This window comes from Mucilaginibacter sp. RCC_168, from assembly GCF_041355315.1.
Taxonomy (GTDB): Bacteria; Bacteroidota; Bacteroidia; order Sphingobacteriales; family Sphingobacteriaceae; genus Mucilaginibacter.
This window is the reverse complement of sequence record NZ_JBFUPN010000019.1, coordinates 47,439-66,950: the sequence shown is the minus strand read 5'-3', so window position 1 is coordinate 66,950 and position 19,512 is coordinate 47,439. Positions and strand designations below refer to the sequence as shown.

The window sequence follows — 19,512 nt, the reverse complement described above, 5'->3', positions numbered from 1 at the left end:
AAACCGTTCTGTTGACGCAGGGCGGTTTCGTATTTTAATTACTATTTCTTTTGTATAAGCTTTCGCGTACGGATTTAGCCTTTGTTAAATTTTCATTCACAAGTCTCCCCCCACAAGACAATTTTTGTTTTATCGTCACTAATTTTATATTTGATATGACCGCTGCTCATAATTTTTAACTGTCGCATCACTTCGTTAATATTGATGTCAGAAAAAGTGGCGTTAAACCGGCATGCTTTTAACTTAGCGCTCTTCACTTCAAAATGAACATTGTAGTAGCGTTCAAGCTTAACCAGCATCGAGCCTAAATTTTCATCGTGAAATACAAAGCGGTTGTTTGTCCAGCTATCCGCTTCACTAACCTGCGCAACATTCACCCTGAACTTTCCGTTATCTGTATCATAAACGATCTTCATGCCTGCCGTTAAAAGCGAAAGCATTTTACGGGCTCGGGGGCTTTTTTCAGTTACACCTACTTTACCCGTCCTTACAGATACGGTAAATATTTTGTCTTCCGGATAAGCATAAATATTAAATGAAGTCCCCAAAACCTGTGTTTCCATTTTTCCCGACCGGATAATAAAAGGACTCGCAGCATCATGCTTCACCTCGAAAAAGGCTTCGCCCTCAAGGGAAACACTCCGGATTTTTCCTTTTTCAAAATGTTCGGGCCAGGAGATCTTACTCCGGCTACCCAGGTAAACAACAGAGCTATCAGGCAGCAGCATTTTTACTTTTTCGCCGCTTGCTGTTGTTTTAGTGATAACAGCAATTGATTTTGCAACATCAGGCTGCTTTTTTTGGCTGGCTTTGTATACAAACACAGCAGAGCAGATCATTACCAATGAAGCCGCGTATTTAAGTATCTGATATCGCTGAATGGTTTTTTGTTTTTTGTGATCAATTTTGGACCATAATTGTTCCAGGCCTTCATTAGCCTCCACCGAGTTATCCCTCACTGCAGGTTCCTGCTCCCATGTTTCGCTCATGAGATCAGACAGTTCCTGTTCTGCATTTTTGTTGTTGCTTAAATAGTGAAACAAAATGGTATTCTGACGGGCATTTGTTTTGCCCTCCAGGTACATTTTAAATAACCTTCTGATTTCTTCCTGATGTTTCACCTTTATGATTTCAATATTTTTTTACGACTTATATATGTATATAAGATCGGGAAGAACTTAACAGCTATATGGCCTGACGATATATTTTTCATCTCGGACTAAGTACCTTATAATCAATATAATAATTTTATACTTTTCATGAAAAGTCTCAACAGAGTTTTGCTATTGACGTTATAAAATAATAATTGCCCTTTCGGGCAAATAACATAAATAATAGATTGAAGAGAAGTAGATAAAAAGCCAGGCTAACACATTTCGGGAAAGGATGCCAGCATCAATAGTATAAAAGGAAGAACAGTATCCGGAGATAAATAACGCATCCTGGTACGAATATGGGTTAAGGACTTTTTAATATGGTTATTCACCGTATTTTTAGAAAGGCCCATTTGCCTGGAAATATCCTCGTGCGAGCAACCATCTTCCCTGCTTAACAGATAAGCCACCTTAACTTGCGGAGAAAGCGTTTCAATAGCATTCATGGCTATCTGGCGGCACTCGGTAAAATCCATATAACTTTCTGTTGAATTAAAAGACGGCTCTTGTGCGTTTGCCGTTCGGTAAACAGACATCCTGGCTTGCCTTTTTAAGGCATCTAAAAAGTTGCTTCGAACCATACTAAACAGGTAGGCCTCAAAATTTTTATCAGGATTAATTTTCATCCTGTTTTCCCATAAACGGACAAATACGTCCTGGGTTAGTTCATTGGCTTCTTCAGCACTACGCACAAAACGGTAGGCAAAACAATATACTTTCCTTCTGTATAATTTATAAACTTCACCAAAAGCACCGGTATTCCCGGTTTGGATAAGGCACAAAAGTTCCTTGATAGATAAGTTGTCCAAATGTTTCATACGGCAGGAGATTAAGCATTGCAAGTTAAGCGGGTAATTTGAAGTTAATGTTAACTATAAGAGAAGCTTTACCAGCTTACCGATGAGTAATCACGGTACTTGCAGAAGTAAGCATTACACGGGAATCGGCCAATATGTTTCCGGCAGCAAGGTTACACTTATTGGAGCTTTTTAGCCCTGCGATCCTGATAGTATTATTCCCGGAAATTCTATTGAGGGCAGCTTTAACCAAGGGATCTTCCCTGGCACCAAAAGGTTGCAAAGGAAGATCACTCAATTCTGTAACGCTAATATCGGGATCTATACCCGCGTTATAACTTCCATTTCCAGCTGCGTTAAATAGTTTGTAAACAATCGGGTGCATTTCCCATTCCACCTGTTTAGGGACCCTGGCATCAGAAATTTTAAATGAGGCTTCGTCTTTACCTCTCGTTTTTTCGCCGATCAGCACAACCTGCATATAAGGTTTTAGATTGTTGATCATCACCTCCGAAGCCGAAGCAGTTGCACCTGTTCCTAAAATAAATACTCTTTTTAAGTTGAGGTTTGCTTGTAAAAGTGTATTAAAATTTAAAGTATGATCGAAGCTGGCGGCATCACCCAAAGATTCGGATCTGGAACCTCCATTTTTATTCCCTTTATAAATGATAAAAGGAGTGGTATAATTTACCCCTGATGCAATCATGGCACAAAGCCCGGCGGCCTCAGCAACCTGTCCGCCGGAATTATACCGAAGGTCCAGAATAAGCTCTGTTACACCGGCATTCTTAAAACTCATAAAAGTATTGTAAAGCGAGGTAGCCAATCCGGGACTGAAATCGTATACATATAGGTAGGCAATTTTAGAGCCGCCAACGCCGGTAATGTTGCTCACCGCGGGTTGTTCAAAAGTAAATCCAGCTGTTAACTCAACAGAGTCAATATCTTTTAACTCATTCCCATTCAGCTCTGCCAGTGTGATGATAACCTTGCTGCCCGAAAGCAATTCCTGTTGTAAAGCCGCGGCATTTTCCAGGGTTATAGTTTTACCGTTAATTTTACTGATATAATCGCCTCGTTTTAACCCCCCTCTGGAGGCCGGAGAGTCGCTTAAAACAAGCTTAACCACTCCAAAAACCAAACCTGTATTTTTTTCTTTGATCGTAGTATAATCAAACCCGTACTGGCTCTTGTTGCTGGGGCTAATGGTGGAAGGATCACCGGGCAATAAAATATAAGAAAATCGGTCACTGGAATTTCGTATGGCGGAAAAAAAATCAAGCGGTGGCCGGTTAAGTGCAGGTTTGGAAGGCAGCCCATCGCTCCAGTAATAGTAGCGTTTTAGGCTATCCAGTATCCAGGTATTTATATTTTCATTACTTCCAACTGGATAATTGCGGGTAGAGTTATCTTTTTTGCAGGAATTTTGTAAAAACAGAACAGCCATCAGACAAATGAAAACATGGCGACCTTGTTTATAAAAGTTAAAAATTGGCTGCATAATACTATAAAAGTATACTTATGTGGTAACAAATATACTTTTCCATTATTAACAGATAATTAACTTTCAAGTAGCGTCATTGTTAATTACCGACTACAGAAGGTAACCCTACTTTCAATATATCAATCATTTAAGATTGATCAATTACTATCCATTGCTGTATATATTATTTTCAATATATCTTCATCAGTAGCACTGGTTTTAATGCTTTTGCTGGCTGCAGGTTTTAAAACCATACAACCAACATACCAACTATTATTAACTTAAAACTGCTAACTTTCCTAACCTGCTAATTACGAAGTGATGTGGTTTAAAATTAAAATGCTTTTAGTATATCAATTGGAGGGCCTACGCGTTCAAAGCCATGTTGTTTTCTAAACTCGTCCTGCTCGGCCTCGGGCTTCCCTTTCATTTGCCCTTCACTTATCGCTATAAAACATTCTTCCATTTTACCGGCCGGCTGAAAAGTAGTAAGCATTCGACCAACACCATCTCCTATCTTTGAAAATGCATGCGGTACACCACGTGGGCCAAAAACACTATCGCCGGGTTTAACGCGGTGCAGTTTATCGCCCACTTTGATCACAAACTCGCCTTCCAAAATGTACCACCACTCGTCCTGATTGGGATGGACGTGCAAATTTGGCCCACCTTTTTTTACGCGCGATGATTCATACACGTACATATCGCCATCGGTATCTTTGGCAGATACCTTAGTATAAAAGGTATCTCCGTCAAACAGGTTAATGGGTTTTTGAAAGCGATCTGCACCGGCATCCGTTTTAAAGCCAGCTTTTTCCCTAAACATTATATAAGTTTTAGCAATACTGCTGATTGGACTGGCAAAAACTGCAGCGCTTGTTAAGGAGAGTATTCGAAGGAAAATATTGCGTTTCATGATAGTGTTCTATTTAAAGTTTATTGCCGGGTAAAATTTAGTACGGTGTCGAAAAGTTCTTTTCCACCAATGCTTTCATGCCATTCAAGGGTGTAATGGCTATCATTTATAAATTTAAGAAGCACATGAAATTTGCGCATGATACCGGCAGGGACATCGCCTCTTGGAGGAGATAGCGTTTCGCCATCATAGGTAATGATCTTTGCGCTGGCATCGTAGCTGCCCTCCAACAGGATAATGCCTGTTTCAAATTCGTTATTGATATAAGCGCTTACAAACTTCCCTTTCACATTATCATACCCTTCGGTCGTCATTTCGTGCAGTGTAACCAATTCGCCATTAGACCACGGCATGGGGATGTCCTGGCCGGTAACCTCTGATGTAAAATACCGGTTGTTCCACAATGCCTTTCTTACCATCGTGCCGGCAAATTCAATGGGCTTATGCTTACTGCCGGCAAAAGTATGTTTGCCGGCAAAAGTCCAGGAGCCGGTAATACTGGCAAGCAACTGATGATTTTGGTTCGTTGCGGCCAACCGGGCGGTTTCATTTTTGTCCTGCGCAAAGCTGGCGGTGCATGTAACCATCATCAGCAACCATGCATACATGCCGTATGAAACTATTATTTTTTTGCTCATTTGAATGGTGTTGCTATTGTATAAAACTTGTAGAAAATTTAATGAACAGTGGAAACTTAAATCGAAGCTGTTACTTAGTTTTTTTATTTAGTGAACAAATCGTCAGTAGCCCAGGTTGGATTTTTGGCATAGGCCCTCCAGAATATCTGGTCCAAATCATAGTCAAACTTAGTTTTCCAGCTGCGGGTGTTGGTCAAAATCACAAAATTAAATCCATTATCCAAACGGGCCTGTTCGGTCTCCGTACCGGGCAGGCTTCCCGTATGAACATAGTTATTGCCTGTAATACCCCATCCGCACCCATAAGCTGCATTGGCTGTTGAGCCGGTATACATAATATTTAAGGTTGATGGTGTAAGGATATCCTTACGCACTGGAAATTTATCAACATAAACCAGGAACCTGGCCAGGTCGGCGGCTGTAGCGATCCATCCTCCATGCGAATCCATCCGGCTGATATTATAAGCATAAGGGTCCTCACCATACTGGCCGTAATATGTAACCTCCTTGGGTAGTTTTTGGGCAAGTGTGTTACCACCAATAGTCATGTCTGTGATGCCGATAGGTGTCAACACTAATGTTTTTATAGCTTCTTCATAAGGTTGTCCGGTAATTTTTTCTATCACCCGCCCCAATATACAGTAACCAAAATTTGAGTAAGCATAGCTGGTTCCCGGCGTATGGTCAAGCGGGCGGTTATCTAAAGTCCAGGTGATGAGTTGTGCAGCTGTCATGGTTGGATTGGTAAACATCGGGTCGTTGTCATCATTAGGCCAACCTCCGGATGTATGATGCAGCAGTTCGTTAACCGTAATATCGGTAATATGCGGGCCGTAGGTTTTAGTACCATAGGTTTTACCTAATATACCACCGTCGCCAAATACTTTGTCATCCAGCGTTATCTTGCCCTGATCAAGCAACCTCATGAGAGCAACGGAGGTAAACTGTTTTGAAAGGCTGGCTATACGGTATCTATCGCTGATAGCAGCTTTAACATTCCTGGATTGATCACTTGTACCATAGGCTTTCAGATAAACCAGTTTTTCGCCTTTGGTAATCGCCACTGATACTGCCGGAACGTTATAAGTAGTCATAAAGGCATTTACCTCGTCATCTAAAGCGGCAAGGGCAACTTTACTGGCAGCAAGCGTATCAATGACTGTACCCGTTCCTGTACCTGTTCCTGTACCTGTTCCTGTTCCTGTTCCCGTGCCTGTACCTGTATCCGTTTTAGTTATTGAAGGCGTGTCTTTACCGCAGCCCGCAAAAAGGAGCAAGCCGGCTACAGCCAATAATTTGGTAAATTTTAGTGCACTCGTTACGAAGCAGCAAATATTAGATTTATAAATCTTTTTCATAGGTATTAGGTGTTTGTTGTTTATTAATAATTGAACCCATTTAATTGGGAAAGCCTGTCAGGGAGCTCAAAGAGACATAAATAGCTTGAAAAATACTTTCGCGTTTGTTACAAATGCTTTTGAGTTTGTTGCATACTTAGGCAACTATGTGAATAGGCATTTAATTTTTCCCTGTTAGCACGAGTGCCGCATCATTATTTAAGACGGGGGGCAGTTGTTGCAGCCCTTCAGATTTGTCGCGCCTATGGACAAAAAACTAAATTAATCGGGTGCTAATTTTAACGGAATGGCAATATCTTTTCCAACGTCAAAAATGTGAAAAGTAAGCTCTTTAGCATTGGCTGGCACCTCAAAAGTTACGGTGCCAGCCAGTTCCGCATGGCGCTCAACCAGTTCGCTTAAATTTCCTGAAGGTGCAGTGAGGAATCCATCAATAGCCAACCTAAAACCTTCGTTCCAGAAGGTGGCCGGAGAATAATTGCTATTGTTTTTATATTTTATTTTAATTTTCAGCTCGTTGCTTTCTGGTGTTATGCCTTCAAGTGATGAGCCAAGAATTTTGTACTCGTGATCTTCAATTTTTATCGTGGTCATTGAAAATACAGGGCTAAATTTTTCGACCTGCTTTTGCGGTTCTGCTTGTTTACCAGGCAAACTATCCGTCTCTTTTTTAACCTCTTGTTTTGTTTCGGTGGATATCTTGTTTGTTGTTGCCGATCCGCTAAATAAACCAATACCGTTTAATGCCACAATTAAACCGGTAATAGCGGTAACTATAGCAGCCAGGCCAGTAATAATTCCCGGCGCGGTGATCCAAAAGTTTTTTCCATCGGGCATAATGCTGTTTGTTTAGGTTTATCGGTTTGAATTAAGGGAATTGTTATGTTCCCGGGTTTTCGTACTTATAAGCTTTTTCTTTTTTCTGCTGTCCATAATGAGGGTTACTATGGCAAATATGAATACGGCCAACATTGCAAGGATCTCTTTGGTGTCTTGTTTGACAATGCCGTCCACCACGCAAATTGGGCCCAGCACTGCCATGCAAATAAGGGTCGGTTTTCTCGGCAATAAAATGGCCATCGTAAATAATTTAAATGGTTAACAATTTTTAGGGGTGTAATAACTCATTGTACAACCAGGTCAGCTTCAATATTTAATTCATTGTCTGCTTTCACCTTGTCCCAAACATGCATTTTTACGTGATAGGTTTCGCCGGCTATCATTGGCCTTGCGATGGTGATGGCTCCGCGCAGCTCGGATGCTTCCGCCGGCAGATGACCCTGGTCACCGGCAAACAAGTCGTCGGCTTTAAGTATGGGAGTTCCTTTTTTATCGGTCACCAAAAGCATTGTCCCCGGAAAAACTTTACCGTCCTTAAGGCCATAATTGTTTAGTCTGATTGCTGCTATAGCTATACGGGTATTTAAGTTTACTTTATTATCGGGCATTCGTTTATTAGCCGGGTCTATCAATAAAACATCCTGCACGATAAAGCCGTTATAGCTGAACGATAAACCGGTGCGCAGGTCTTTTTTAACGCCTTTACTAAAATCGCATCCAATAAATATCAGGCAGCTTAATAGCGTGGTAAGCAGTATTGATAAGGTTGTTTTTAGGTTTTTCATAGGTAGATAAGCATATTTGTGAAATGATTTGAAACTGCGTTATACCATATCAAAACAAGCTATAATGCAGTCGTAATCATTTCACAAATAAACATACTCCATCCAAAATACATTTTCGCACATGTTGCAAATCCTTTCGATTTTGTTGCGTTTTTATGGGCAAGCAACCATTTTGCTTAAAAGCAATAAGGTAATGGTAAGATTAGGCTTCTATCACCTTACTTGGGGCAAAGCCAAAATGACGCGAGAAACTGGCCGAAAAACTGGCAGGGCTGCCAAAGCCAACCATATAAGCCACCTCGGATACTGTGGCGACGCGACGCTCCAACAGGTCATGGGCATATTGAAGACGAACAATGCGGATCAGCTCGCCGGGAGCCTGACCAATGAGGCCTTTGAGTTTGCGGTGCAACTGTGTGCGGCTAAGCCCTATGTCTACTGCAAGTTGATCGGCGCTGTAGCCTTCTTCGTTCAGGTGAGTTTCTACAGCAAGTCGTACCCGTGAGATAAAATCCTGCTCAATAGATGGCAGGGCAGTGATATCTTTCAGCCACAGGTCCCGGCTGCTGTAATGCAGGCGCAATTGTTCACGTTGAGTAATGAGGTTTTCAATAAGAGCAAGCAACTCCCGCTGATCAAACGGCTTGGCCAGGTAAGCGTCTGCCCCGGTCTCAATGCCTTGTATACGACTGTCCAGGTCGGCTTTCGCGGTTAGTATAATGACTGGGATATGGCTTGTTTTTTCGTCCTTTTTAAACGTCACGCTCACTTCATAACCACTTACCTTGGGCATCATCAGGTCGGTAATAATCAGATTGGGGATTTGTTTCAGCCCAAGAACTATACCCTCCTCACCATCTGCCGCGGTAATTAACCGGTATCTGCCTGCCAACGATTGCCTCATAAATTCCCTCAATTCGTAGTGGTCCTCAATTAACAGGATCAGCGGGCTGCTTTCATCGGCAACCAACGTTTCAACCATGTCGGGCATCATTGTAAATAGCTCCATACCTAATGCTTCTGCCTTTGGTTCGGGAAGCGCTTCCGCAGCCTGGTATGGCATATCAATCCGGGTCTGTGTATATAAGCCCTCAATGCTTTCTACCGCTATTTGTCCACCCAACAGTTCAACCAACTCTTTGGTAAGCGCCAATCCGATACCCGTACCCTCTGCCGAGCGTGTATCAGACGGATCGACCTGATAAAAGCGTGTAAAAATGTAAGGCAGCTTGCCCGTCGGGATTCCTTTTCCTGTATCTCTTACCGTGAAAATGAAGGCGCTGTAAGGTGTTTCTTCATTTTGGCACAGTGCAACTTCCACCTTTCCTTTGTCGGTAAATTTTAAAGCATTGGAGAGGATATTTAAGACCACCTTATCCATTTTATCACGATCGGTCAGTATCCAAAAAGCATCGCGGTCGGCAGTAAAATGCAGATTGATATCTTTTTGTAAGGCAAGCGATTCGTAGGAAAGGATGTGCAATTTAATAAGCGCAACCAAATCAACTGGTGCCCGGTTCACGTCCATCAGGCCGCTCTCAACCTTGCTTAAATCAAGCAGCTGGTTAATCAATTGCAGCAAACGTTCGGCATTGCTGATAATTAGTTTTAAGTTTTTATTGGTATCCCCAACAGGTGCATACAACAATTCCTTAGCCGGGTTCATGATCAGGGTAAGCGGTGTTTTAAACTCATGCGTAATGTTTGTAAAAAAGCGCGATTTAACCGCGTCCAATTCCAGTAGTTTATCAGCTTGTTCTTTCAGTTCGGCGGTACGCAGCTGTACAATTTGCTCCAGCCGGCGGGCCTCGGTGGCTATCAATTCTGTTTTCTCGGCTTCCTGGGCAAGGGCGCGGGCCGATAGATTTTCTACCTCCCTCAGTTTTGACGTAAGCTTTTGATTGGTACGGGCAAAATCAAGCGCCAGGTAAAGCGATAAGCAAAGCGGCAATATTAATGATCCCGCCCCCATGACAAACAAACGCATAGAATTCTGCCCATAATGCCAAACATGAAATGTATCATCCCAAGCGAAAAAATAAACCAATATGATGGTGCCGGCGCCAATGCCGATAAGCCATGCATCTTTTTGCCCGCTTTTTATGACCTGGGCTACCGACCACAAGCCATCCATCATAAAAACAATATAGGCAACGGAATAATAGTCATCCCATTTCTCCACCCTAAAAATCCAAAAAGTTAAAATATAACCAGTGAGGTAAAACAGCGTAACGCCGGTTAGCGCGGCCATGCGCCAACGCGGCAGCCGGTGGTAATGGAGCGCATAAAGCAACATGACCGCCGACCACATGATCAATGCCTTACAGGCAAAAGTTGTAAAATCAGCAATATATTGAACCGTGGGATAAGGCGTTAGGTAAAACTGATAAACTGCCATCCCATTGATGCCTATCAGCAATACGAACAATGCATAGTATGCATTAAGTTTTTGCCGGGGATAAAAAAGAAAGAACAGGAAATGCAGCAGGCCCAGTATCAGTTGTGCAGCGGCAAACATGGGCAAGTAATCAAGCAGTTTTTTGCTTGCCCTGGTTTTTTCGGCTCGTTTTATATAATCACCTATAGAAAGCTGGAAGCCCAAAAAGTTGGAGTAAACCCCAAAGAAATTTGAATACCGGATGGTAAGCAGATGAGGGCGGGTGTCGGCAAACCAAAGCGGAATTAGCTCCCTTGGTGCGCGGATGGCCTCCATTTGCCGCGCTGAATTGCCAACCTTACCATAACCGCCCATGGGTTTGCCATCCATGAAAATTTCTGAAGCACCATCGTGATTAATGCTGATAAAAAGTTTCCTGTTTACCAGCCCCGTATCGGCCTTTACCCATAAGCCAAACCAACCCATGCCAGCCCATTGCGGCGGTGCATCGGTCTTGCCAAAAACGGTGTGGTGCAGGGTATCCCAGCCGGTGGTGGTAGTTACAGCCAGTCTGTCGCCTGGCAAATCGCCAGGATGAAAAAACCAAACCGAATCATTGGTGAATATCTGGTTATTTTTACCAAAATCATTGCTACGGATTATGCTTGTCTGCTGCGCAACGGTCCGGTTTACCAGGCACAATAATACCAGACACCCCAGCAGCGTGCAACTCCTCACATACCTATATGAAAAAATATCCCTTGTATACATACAAAATATCCGCAATCCTTGTTCTCAAAAATAACACTTTCAAATGTGGAGACAATAGTAATAATAAAGTTATAACATAATATTAATCAGTCGTTTATTACTTAAATTTTCAGATGTTTCTATAACCTGCAATATTGAAAAATAACAGGGCAACTTCCATAAACGAAACAAATTCAAATGCTTTTGCAAAGTATGCGAATGTTTTTCCGGTATCCAATGCATTGCTTTGTATGCTATTACGTGATAACTCCTATACTATTTGAATTGACTATGAGCAATACAATAAAACAACAATCAGATGGACAGAAAACCATTGCTACGCTTAAATCTGATGAACACCACAAATTCAGCGGTATACAAAGGGCCGGTGTCGTTTACCTAATGTCGGTCCCATTCCTGACCATGCTGTTAGGTTTTGGCGTCGGTCATGTGGATCCACTATGGTATCTGTCGGGCTGGCTCATCAATACCCTGATGATGATTACCATACTATACCCGTTGGTAAAGTACCAGCCATCGGCTAACCAGTTTTGCACTCTTGCTGCCCTGCTGCTTATTGTACCCTGGGTCATTTTCCCTGTTTTTGGTGGAATGGGCCGACCGCCGCAGAACATCCGTCGATGGCTGGAACTTGCCGGCGAACAGCATGCACGGTATAACCTGCTCATATTAGGGAGTACACTGGCTTATCTTGGAACCGCGCTGCTTTACCATTGGTTACGGAATAAAGAAAAATTATTTACCACCCTGGGTATGGGTCTGATGACCTTATCCATACCCATGTTTGTCATAAACATGGCTTATTGGGGTAGTTTTCTTACCGAAGCATTCCGGCATTTTAAAACAGCGAACCGGCCTGACTGGTATCCCGCTTTTCAGGAACTGTTCCTGCTGATAAATACAGTGGAGATTTCGATGATTTATATAGCTACGTCGATGTTTGCATTGGCGTTGGGTAAAACAGGGTATTTCAAGCCGGCAGCTACACGCGCCTATGTCATTATCAGCTTATGTGCTGCACTGGTCAACCTATTTCCACCATCAGCGCCAGAACCTTTTGCTACCATGAGTTACTTGGTCTGTGTGCCTGCCATTCCATTTGTTATGTTTTACCTGATGGGTGTTAATCTGTTACGGATAGCTTCAACGCGCTATAAATCTTCTGTTGATGTGGCGGATTTAAAATACTAAATTTATTTACGTCCCGTCTGAGCTTTTCAATAACGTTAGTTTTCCTGCTGTGGTAGCCTTTGGTTCCAGAAAGGCGGGGTAAACAATTCTGTTATACTTTCATCTTAAACCGTTGATGGTAAAGATGCCTATCATCTCGAATTTACACAAATTCCAGCCCGTAGAGGAGATTCTTAGAACACTTATTTGAGTTTTTAGAGACTGTAGAGTCGATTTTGAAAGCTGAAAACAAGATTTCTCCTGCCTGAAATTTTAAAATGTAGATTACCTATTTTTTGTGGTTTGAGTCCAGCCTCAGGAAGCTTTTCAACCTGGCGGTAAGAAAAAGTTAACTGACTCGAGATTGCCTCGTTATTACAGATCAGCATCCAAGACATTGATAATTTGAATAATAACTCAATGCGTATTGGTAAAATGTTTAGGCAGCAATAAGGATGTATCACCGGGCCGAGAAAGCAAAATGCTTTTCTCATCGAGTGTTTGTTTCAATCTTTTGTCGCCAATCGTATCCAGCAGTTCATTTTTCAAATAAAAAAAGCGAATTGCATTGCCGGGTGATTGCCATTTAATTATTTTACAACTGCAAGCTGCGTTTTGCGGCGTATTTATAATCTCCTCTATCCGTCCCCTTTTACCTTGTTTGATGAAAAGCTCCCGTATGCCGATGATCCTGTTATTTTTTCCTTGGTCAAAGTTCCAGGAAGCAGATATGACATCCACATATGGCCTGCTTTCATCCAAACGCATCAATGATAGTTTAGGCGACTCGATGCTATCCCGGGCGTTAACGACGTGCGAGTGAATAGAAACCAGCCAGGGTGCTTCAAACTGCATAAAGCCCGCATGCTCGAAATTAGACCCGTAACGGATAAATTTGAAGTAACCATCCTGGTATTTCACATCCATGATATTAGAAACAATTTTATGGAACCGCCCGGCATCATACGTTCGCGCCTGCGGCGATCCGGTATAGCACAGCCAGATTCCCTGCAGGCTGTCGACTTCGGGGCTTGAGGGCCGGTAGGGCAAAATGCTTAAATCACTGAAGAGCTGTTTTTCCTTTGAATTTTCTTCAGCCAAAAAAATCCCTCCAGCTAATAAAAGACAACAAAGCAGGATTACAATTGCCCGATATGTTTTGATCTTTCTGAGTAGCGATAATCTACTGCCTTCAGTAGAAGACACATCAATATATGGCATTTCAACAGTTGCCGCGTCATTCACTAACCCTGCATCAACTGGTTTTTGTGCAAAACCCTTTCTGCCCTGTCCATACAAATAAATGTAACAGGCATCAACCAAAAACGGCCGTGGGTTCGACACGATCCCATTAATAGCATCTTTTAGCTGACCGCCGGTTATGTCATATTTGCGGAATGGGTAAACGGCAGACGCATTGTTTTCACCCGGCGGGTAATAATTGTGGAATAGTGTTTCGCTGGTATAGGGAAGGCGGTTACTGATCTCGCTTAACATGCGCGCGAGGTCTTCATAATTCTTTCTGTTCGTATTTCGTTTAATACCCTGGCCGGTTGTTGCCTCGTATTTCAGCACGACCTTTGTAAGCAGGTATACAATTTCGTCCTTTCCCGTTTTGAGCTTCATATGATTTTTAGCATTTCAGGTTTGCTCCCGGTTTCGGAAACGTTTCGGAAATCAAGCGATAAATTTATATACAATTCAGCAATATAAAAAAAGATGGAATTGAAGATGTAAATTTAGATTTGTCATTCCTGATAAAACCAATTATGATGAAAAGAAAAACAACATTACTGCTTATGTTGGCAATTTGCTTTTATAACATGTATGCATTTTGCCAAACGGAAGATCCAATAAAAAGCGGTGAAGGCATTGCTGTCACCGCTACTGATAACGGAAAAGTCAGGGGCTATATTCATAACGGAATTTTTACCTTTAAAGGAATCCCCTATGCGGAAGCTGACCGGTTTACGGCACCACGCAAACCCAAAGCCTGGAATGACGAGCGGAGCTCAATGGCCTACGGTCCGGTTTGCCCGACCGATCCGACTACGACAGTAAACGATACATTTGAATTTGCTTTTAACCATGATCTGGGATATGCCAATGAGCATTGCCAGACGTTGAATGTATGGACACAAAAATTAAACGATGGTAAAAAACGCCCGGTAATGGTGTGGCTGCATGGCGGCGGCTTTACGGCCGGCTCGTCTATTGAACTGCCATCCTATGACGGGGAGAACCTGGCAAAGAAAGGGGACGTTGTACTTGTTTCAATAAATCACCGGTTGAATGTCCTGGGTTTCCTGGACCTTTCTGCTTATGGTGATAAATATAAAAACGCTGGAAATGCCGGTCTGGCTGATATCGTTGCGGCCTTGCAATGGGTGAAAGACAACATCGCGCAATTTGGCGGCGACCCGGATAACGTCACGATATTCGGGCAGTCGGGCGGTGGCGGAAAGGTAACCTGTATGATGAATACGCCAAAGGCAAAAGGGCTATTTAACAAAGCCATCGTAGAAAGCGGCAGTTATATCACTTCTTTTACCGAAAAATCCATTTCGCAACGGGTTGCGGCAGCTTTACTGGAGGAATTACATTTACAGGCTTCCGAGGTCGACTCCCTGCAAAAAATACCCTATGATCAATTGAATGCCGCCGGTAACAGGGCGCTAAGAAAAGTAGGAACAGCGTTGAGAAAAGAAGGAAAACCGGCAAACGTTGGCTGGAACGCGGTACTGGATGGCGATATGTTCCCTAATCAGCCGACCGATCAGGCCGCCATGGACCGTTCAAAAAATATACCGCTACTGGTGGGTACCACTAAAAATGAGTTTGCGGCTTTCGCACCGAGCACGAAGGGTCAGACCATAGAAGATGTGAAAGTTATTTTACAGAAAAAATATGGCGACCAGACCGACGCTTATATGGCAGCAGTGAAGCAAGCTTACCCAAATACCAGCAAGCCGTTTGAATACAATGATATCGAATTCGGTTTTCGCTCATTAGCCATCAAGCAAGCCGATCAAAAATCAGGATTGAGCGGTGCGGCACCGGTTTACATGTACCTGTTTACCTGGCAGTCTCCGGTTAACGATGGCAGGTACAAAGCTATGCATTGTATGGATATCGCTTTTCAGTTTGATAATATACGCCGCTGCGAGGAAATGACCGGCGGTGGCAAGGATGCCTATGCACTTGCCTCAAAAATAAGCAGTGCCTGGATCAGTTTTGCCCGGAGTGGTAATCCCAATACGCCAGGTTTGCCAAAATGGCCCGCCTATACGTCTGCAAATGGCGCAACGATGATCCTTGATAATAAATGCGAAATGCGCAGTCACCCGGATGCTGAATTGCTGAAAATAGTAAACGCTTCAAAAAAACAATAAAAAATTATCAACGATGAGAAAACTCTGCTATGTTTTTGCGCTCACCATGCTTTGCAGCCCTTTATGCTATGCTTCAAAGGTGGATACCGTTGAAATACCGAGCGCGGCCATGAATAAAACTTACAAAGCGGCCGTTGCATTACCAGATAGCTATAACAAAAGCAAAAAGGACTTCCCCGTGCTTTACCTGTTGCATGGCGGATTCGGCCACTTTAATGACTGGCTGCTCAAAACACCTGATAAAATGCTGGTGCGTAACCTGGCCGACCAATACAATATGATTATTGTAATGCCGGAAGGAGAAATATTCAGTTATTATATCGATAGCCCGGTTGATCCCAACAGCAAATTTGAGACCTACATTATAAAAGAGCTCATCCCGTTTATAGATAGCAAGTACCACACTGTGAAAGATAAAAAAGGCCGGGTGATCACGGGCTTGTCGATGGGGGGCTATGGCTCGCTTTACCTTTCCACGCGCCATCCTGATTTGTTCGCGGCTGCCGGCAGCATGAGCGGGGCGCTCGACCCAAATATGACCACCTGGAACCTGACCCCGGAACGGTTTAATGGTCTTACAAAGTTTCTGGATAAAATACTGGGGCCGATGACGCCGGATAGTTACCTGCCTTACTCTGTGGTAAATATGGCCGATCAAATCAGGAAAAATGGATTGCCCATCGTAATGGATATCGGGGTAGAAGATTTTCTGCTTGAACCCAACCGCGAATTGCACCGGCGCCTGGTATATAACCATACCTTGCATGATTATACAGAACGGCCGGGCGGCCATACCTGGGAATTCTGGCAGGATGCCTTGCCTTATCAGGTTTTGTATTTTAGTAAACGTTTAAAGGCCAATGGCGTAATGCTCTAATCTATGCTATCCATCCTCGGCTTTTTAACCATTTGTGTCTTTTTAGGATTGATCCGGACCAGGCGCCTGTCGGTACTGCTTTCATTGATCCTGGTACCGGTTTTATTTGCATTGATCGGTGGTTTTGGGGCGAAGGAGATAGGCGAAATGGTACTGGGCGGAATCAAACAAGTAGCACCCACCGGCATCCTGTTGATCTTTGCCGTATTATACTTTAGCCTGATGATCGATACAGGGTTATTTGACCCGGTGATCAGGAGCATTATTAACCTTGCCAAAGGCGATCCGTTGAAAATTACCTTGGGAACCGCTATTTTGGCTATGTTGGTTCACCTTGATGGAGACGGTACAGCCACTTTTATGATCACCATCACTGCTTTATTCCCTATTTACAAAAAGTTGGGAATGAAGAAGCTGATACTCCCCTGCATCGTCGCGCTCAGTGCGGGCGTTATGCATTTGGTGCCGTGGTCGGGCACTGTAGCCAGGGCTTTAAATGTGATGAAAACTGACCCCGCACATTTGATCATTCCAATTCTTCCATCCATGATCGGCGGAATTCTTTGGGTGTTATTTGTGGCATTTTGGCTTGGCAAAAAAGAGCGTAAGCGTTTAGGCGTTGTTCACCTGGATTATGATCATCACCAGGAATTGTCTGAAGAACAAAAAGAAAGCCGCAGGCCCTCGTTATTCTGGTTCAATGCGGTTCTGACCATTATTTTGATCGGAGCGCTTATTTTGTCGCTGGCGTCCCCATCGGCTTTATTCATTATCGGTTTTGCCGTAGCGATACTGATTAACTATCCCTCGCAGGCCGAACAAAGAAAAAGGATACAGGCGCATGCAGCCAATGTGTTTTCGGTTTCCATCATCGTTTTTGCAGCCGGGGTATTTTCCGGTATCCTTACAGGAACTAAGATGATCGACGCTATGGCTTTATCGATGGTTTCCATCATTCCCAAAGCACATGCGGGTTATCTGCCGACATTGGTCGGCGTTACCAGTATGCCATTGAGTTTGGTTTTTACCCCCGATGCCTATTATTTTGGCGTGATTCCGGTTTTAAAAACGGCGGCTACCCATTATGGCATAAATTCTATAGAAATTGGCCGGGCTGCAATTTTAGGGCAGATGACCACTGGGTTCCCATTAAGCCCTTTAACCGCCTCAACGTTTGTGCTGGTGGGATTGTCAGAAGTGGAGTTGGCTGATCATCAAAAATTCACCTTTAAATGGGCGTTTGGTACAACATTGATAATGACACTCATGGCCATATTAACCGGAGCGATAAGCATATAAATGAAGCAAAAAGAAAAAATACGTATAGGCTGTGGGGCGGGCTTTTCGGGAGACCGACTGGAACCTGCTGTTATTCTTGCCGAAAAGGGCGATCTGGATTACCTGGTGCTGGAGTGCCTGGCCGAGCGTACCATCGCGTTAGCTCAAAAAAGAAAAGCGATAGACCCGGCACAAGGGTATGATCCGCTGCTTGAGCGACGAATAGCGTTGTTATTGCCCTTGCTTAAAAAAAATAAAATCCGACTCATCACCAACATGGGGGCTGCAAACCCTGTCGCAGCGGCGGGTAAAATTATTGAAATAGCAAAAAGACAAGGAATCTCCGTCAAGGTAGCGGTAGTTACCGGCGACGATGTTTTGAAATCTATCAGCGGCGATGAGATCGCTATAGAAACAGGCAATCCCATTTCCCGGTCGGGACAAGTCATTTCAGCCAATGCTTATTTAGGTGCGAATGCTATTTTACCGGCGCTGGAGACAGGCGCTGATATTATCATAACCGGGCGTGTAGCCGATCCGTCCTTATTTGTCGCGCCATTGGTACATGAGTTTGGCTGGTCTTTGGATGATGCCGATATCATTGCCAAAGGAACTGTAATTGGGCATCTGATGGAATGCGCAGGGCAGATTACAGGTGGCTATTTTGCCGATCCGGTTAAAAAGCCAATCGAAAATATGAGCACATTGGGCCATCCTTTTGCAGATGTTTGGCCGGACGGCAGTACAACTATAAGCAAAGTGGAGGAGACTGGAGGCAATATAACCTTAGCGACTGTTAAAGAACAACTGTTGTACGAAGTAACAAATCCTTATCAATACCTGACGCCCGACGTATCCGCAGATTTCACCACGGTATATTTGAAACAGGATGGAAAAAATCGCATCAAGGTAACCGGCGGCAGCGGCAATAAAAAGCCATCCACCTTGAAAGTCAGCATCGGGTATAAAGCAGGCTTTACCGGAGAAGGGGAGATCACTTATGCGGGCGCAGGCGCACGGGAAAGGGCGCAGTTAGCAGGTGAAATCATTCAGCAACGATTAAAAAGCCAATTCCCTGATTTAAGGACCGACTATATCGGCCATACATCGGTTCATCCTTCTTCGCTGGCAAATGTCTGTCAACCTTATGAAGTACGCTTGCGCGTGGCCGGAAAAGCTGCCACTGCTGATCAGGCAGCGATTATAGGTGAGGAAGTAGAAGCGCTTTATACCAATGGGCCGGCGGGTGGCGGGGGGGTGCGAAAATACGTAAATGAGGTAATTGGCATCGTGTCGATCCTGGTTGACAGGAATAAAGCAAAGTCATCGGTAATAGTGAAAAATTATGAGCATTAAACTTTATGAAATAGCGCACAGCCGAGCAGGTGATAAAGGCAATACCTTGATTTTATCACTGATACCCTACGATGAAAAAGATTATGAGCTGCTCTGTAATCTGGTGACTGCGGATAAAGTGAAGGAACATTTCAAAGAGGTCATACATGGCGAAATTGTCCGGTATGAGCTTCCTAATATTTGCGCGTTGCAGTTTGTATGCCTACAGGCTTTGGCCGGCGGGGTTACTACTTCGTTGGTGATGGATACCCACGGCAAAACATTAAGTTATGCACTGCTGGAGATGAATCTTGAATTGCCAGAAACTACCTGATATTAGC

17 protein-coding genes are annotated in these 19,512 nt (G+C 43.6%); 6 read left to right on the top strand and 11 right to left on the bottom strand.

The genetic code is table 11. The annotated features are described in order from the left end of the window. Nucleotides 1-92: 92 nt before the first annotated feature. From AB6735_RS18565 to AB6735_RS18520, 10 genes are all read right to left on the bottom strand, one after another. A complete protein-coding gene (locus tag AB6735_RS18565) occupies nucleotides 93-1,121 on the bottom strand; it encodes a FecR family protein (RefSeq protein WP_370997370.1) in 1,029 nt (342 codons plus the stop codon). A 245-nt stretch (nucleotides 1,122-1,366) separates the two neighbouring features. After that, nucleotides 1,367-1,972 (bottom strand): RNA polymerase sigma-70 factor, encoded by a 606-nt coding sequence (locus tag AB6735_RS18560; RefSeq protein WP_370997369.1) that lies wholly within the window; start codon nucleotides 1,970-1,972, stop codon nucleotides 1,367-1,369. A 76-nt stretch (nucleotides 1,973-2,048) separates the two neighbouring features. Beyond that, nucleotides 2,049-3,398, bottom strand: a complete 1,350-nt coding sequence (locus tag AB6735_RS18555; RefSeq protein ID WP_370997368.1) for a S41 family peptidase — start codon at nucleotides 3,396-3,398, stop codon at nucleotides 2,049-2,051. Between the two features lie 370 nt (nucleotides 3,399-3,768). After that, nucleotides 3,769-4,350 (bottom strand): cupin domain-containing protein, encoded by a 582-nt coding sequence (locus AB6735_RS18550; protein WP_370997366.1) that lies wholly within the window; start codon nucleotides 4,348-4,350, stop codon nucleotides 3,769-3,771. A 20-nt stretch (nucleotides 4,351-4,370) separates the two neighbouring features. Next, nucleotides 4,371-4,988, bottom strand: a complete 618-nt coding sequence (locus tag AB6735_RS18545) for a DUF1579 family protein (protein WP_370997365.1) — start codon at nucleotides 4,986-4,988, stop codon at nucleotides 4,371-4,373. A gap of 83 nt (nucleotides 4,989-5,071) precedes the next feature. Beyond that, the gene (locus AB6735_RS18540; protein WP_370997364.1) at nucleotides 5,072-6,346 is read right to left on the bottom strand and encodes a serine hydrolase domain-containing protein; all 1,275 of its coding nucleotides are present in this window, start codon (nucleotides 6,344-6,346) and stop codon (nucleotides 5,072-5,074) included. Nucleotides 6,347-6,607: 261 nt separating this feature from the next. After that, nucleotides 6,608-7,183 carry a hypothetical protein gene (locus tag AB6735_RS18535; protein WP_370997362.1) on the bottom strand — a complete coding sequence of 192 codons (576 nt, stop codon included), beginning with the start codon at nucleotides 7,181-7,183 and terminating at the stop codon, nucleotides 6,608-6,610. A gap of 18 nt (nucleotides 7,184-7,201) precedes the next feature. Continuing rightward, nucleotides 7,202-7,426, bottom strand: coding sequence for a hypothetical protein (locus AB6735_RS18530; RefSeq protein ID WP_370997360.1), 225 nt, complete (start codon nucleotides 7,424-7,426; stop codon nucleotides 7,202-7,204). A 44-nt stretch (nucleotides 7,427-7,470) separates the two neighbouring features. Continuing rightward, nucleotides 7,471-7,971 (bottom strand): hypothetical protein, encoded by a 501-nt coding sequence (locus tag AB6735_RS18525; protein WP_370997358.1) that lies wholly within the window; start codon nucleotides 7,969-7,971, stop codon nucleotides 7,471-7,473. Nucleotides 7,972-8,173: 202 nt separating this feature from the next. Then, the gene (locus AB6735_RS18520) at nucleotides 8,174-11,086 is read right to left on the bottom strand and encodes an ATP-binding protein (RefSeq protein WP_370997355.1); all 2,913 of its coding nucleotides are present in this window, start codon (nucleotides 11,084-11,086) and stop codon (nucleotides 8,174-8,176) included. 303 nt (nucleotides 11,087-11,389) lie between these two features. Between AB6735_RS18520 and AB6735_RS18515 the strand changes: the two genes are divergently transcribed. Continuing rightward, the gene (locus AB6735_RS18515) at nucleotides 11,390-12,310 is read left to right on the top strand and encodes a hypothetical protein (RefSeq protein ID WP_370997353.1); all 921 of its coding nucleotides are present in this window, start codon (nucleotides 11,390-11,392) and stop codon (nucleotides 12,308-12,310) included. Nucleotides 12,311-12,706: 396 nt separating this feature from the next. On the opposite strand, the gene AB6735_RS18510 is transcribed toward AB6735_RS18515, so the two are convergent. Further along, nucleotides 12,707-13,915 carry a hypothetical protein gene (locus AB6735_RS18510; protein ID WP_370997352.1) on the bottom strand — a complete coding sequence of 403 codons (1,209 nt, stop codon included), beginning with the start codon at nucleotides 13,913-13,915 and terminating at the stop codon, nucleotides 12,707-12,709. 197 nt (nucleotides 13,916-14,112) lie between these two features. On the opposite strand from AB6735_RS18510, the gene AB6735_RS18505 reads away from it, so the two are divergent. The 5 genes from AB6735_RS18505 to AB6735_RS18485 are packed head-to-tail and all read left to right on the top strand — an operon-like array spanning nucleotide 14,113 to nucleotide 19,505. Continuing rightward, the gene (locus tag AB6735_RS18505) at nucleotides 14,113-15,681 is read left to right on the top strand and encodes a carboxylesterase/lipase family protein (protein ID WP_370997350.1); all 1,569 of its coding nucleotides are present in this window, start codon (nucleotides 14,113-14,115) and stop codon (nucleotides 15,679-15,681) included. A gap of 13 nt (nucleotides 15,682-15,694) precedes the next feature. Further along, entirely contained in the window at nucleotides 15,695-16,558 is an 864-nt protein-coding gene (locus AB6735_RS18500; protein ID WP_370997349.1) for an alpha/beta hydrolase, read from the top strand. Between the two features lie 3 nt (nucleotides 16,559-16,561). Further along, a complete protein-coding gene (locus AB6735_RS18495) occupies nucleotides 16,562-17,857 on the top strand; it encodes a CitMHS family transporter (protein WP_370997348.1) in 1,296 nt (431 codons plus the stop codon). Then, nucleotides 17,858-19,192: an acyclic terpene utilization AtuA family protein gene (locus tag AB6735_RS18490; RefSeq protein WP_370997347.1), complete on the top strand. Its 1,335-nt coding sequence runs from the start codon at nucleotides 17,858-17,860 to the stop codon at nucleotides 19,190-19,192. After that, nucleotides 19,182-19,505: a hypothetical protein gene (locus tag AB6735_RS18485; protein ID WP_370997346.1), complete on the top strand. Its 324-nt coding sequence runs from the start codon at nucleotides 19,182-19,184 to the stop codon at nucleotides 19,503-19,505. Before AB6735_RS18490 ends, AB6735_RS18485 begins: the two co-directional genes overlap by 11 nt. The last annotated feature ends 7 nt before the right edge of the window (nucleotides 19,506-19,512 follow it).

Excerpts from the sequence above, each read along its gene's own strand:
- AB6735_RS18555 (WP_370997368.1), bottom strand. The coding sequence starts at position 3,398 with ATGGCTGTTCTGTTTTTACAAAATTCCTGCAAAAAAGATAACTCTACC.
- AB6735_RS18545 (WP_370997365.1), bottom strand. The coding sequence starts at position 4,988 with ATGAGCAAAAAAATAATAGTTTCATACGGCATGTATGCATGGTTGCTG.
- AB6735_RS18490 (WP_370997347.1), top strand. The coding sequence starts at position 17,858 with ATGAAGCAAAAAGAAAAAATACGTATAGGCTGTGGGGCGGGCTTTTCG.
- AB6735_RS18510 (WP_370997352.1), bottom strand. The coding sequence starts at position 13,915 with ATGAAGCTCAAAACGGGAAAGGACGAAATTGTATACCTGCTTACAAAG.
- AB6735_RS18530 (WP_370997360.1), bottom strand. The coding sequence starts at position 7,426 with ATGGCCATTTTATTGCCGAGAAAACCGACCCTTATTTGCATGGCAGTG.
- AB6735_RS18550 (WP_370997366.1), bottom strand. The coding sequence starts at position 4,350 with ATGAAACGCAATATTTTCCTTCGAATACTCTCCTTAACAAGCGCTGCA.
- AB6735_RS18540 (WP_370997364.1), bottom strand. The coding sequence starts at position 6,346 with ATGAAAAAGATTTATAAATCTAATATTTGCTGCTTCGTAACGAGTGCA.
- AB6735_RS18505 (WP_370997350.1), top strand. The coding sequence starts at position 14,113 with ATGTATGCATTTTGCCAAACGGAAGATCCAATAAAAAGCGGTGAAGGC.
- AB6735_RS18535 (WP_370997362.1), bottom strand. The coding sequence starts at position 7,183 with ATGCCCGATGGAAAAAACTTTTGGATCACCGCGCCGGGAATTATTACT.
- AB6735_RS18495 (WP_370997348.1), top strand. The coding sequence starts at position 16,562 with ATGCTATCCATCCTCGGCTTTTTAACCATTTGTGTCTTTTTAGGATTG.
- AB6735_RS18485 (WP_370997346.1), top strand. The coding sequence starts at position 19,182 with ATGAGCATTAAACTTTATGAAATAGCGCACAGCCGAGCAGGTGATAAA.
- AB6735_RS18500 (WP_370997349.1), top strand. The coding sequence starts at position 15,695 with ATGAGAAAACTCTGCTATGTTTTTGCGCTCACCATGCTTTGCAGCCCT.
- AB6735_RS18515 (WP_370997353.1), top strand. The coding sequence starts at position 11,390 with ATGAGCAATACAATAAAACAACAATCAGATGGACAGAAAACCATTGCT.
- AB6735_RS18560 (WP_370997369.1), bottom strand. The coding sequence starts at position 1,972 with ATGAAACATTTGGACAACTTATCTATCAAGGAACTTTTGTGCCTTATC.
- AB6735_RS18525 (WP_370997358.1), bottom strand. The coding sequence starts at position 7,971 with ATGAAAAACCTAAAAACAACCTTATCAATACTGCTTACCACGCTATTA.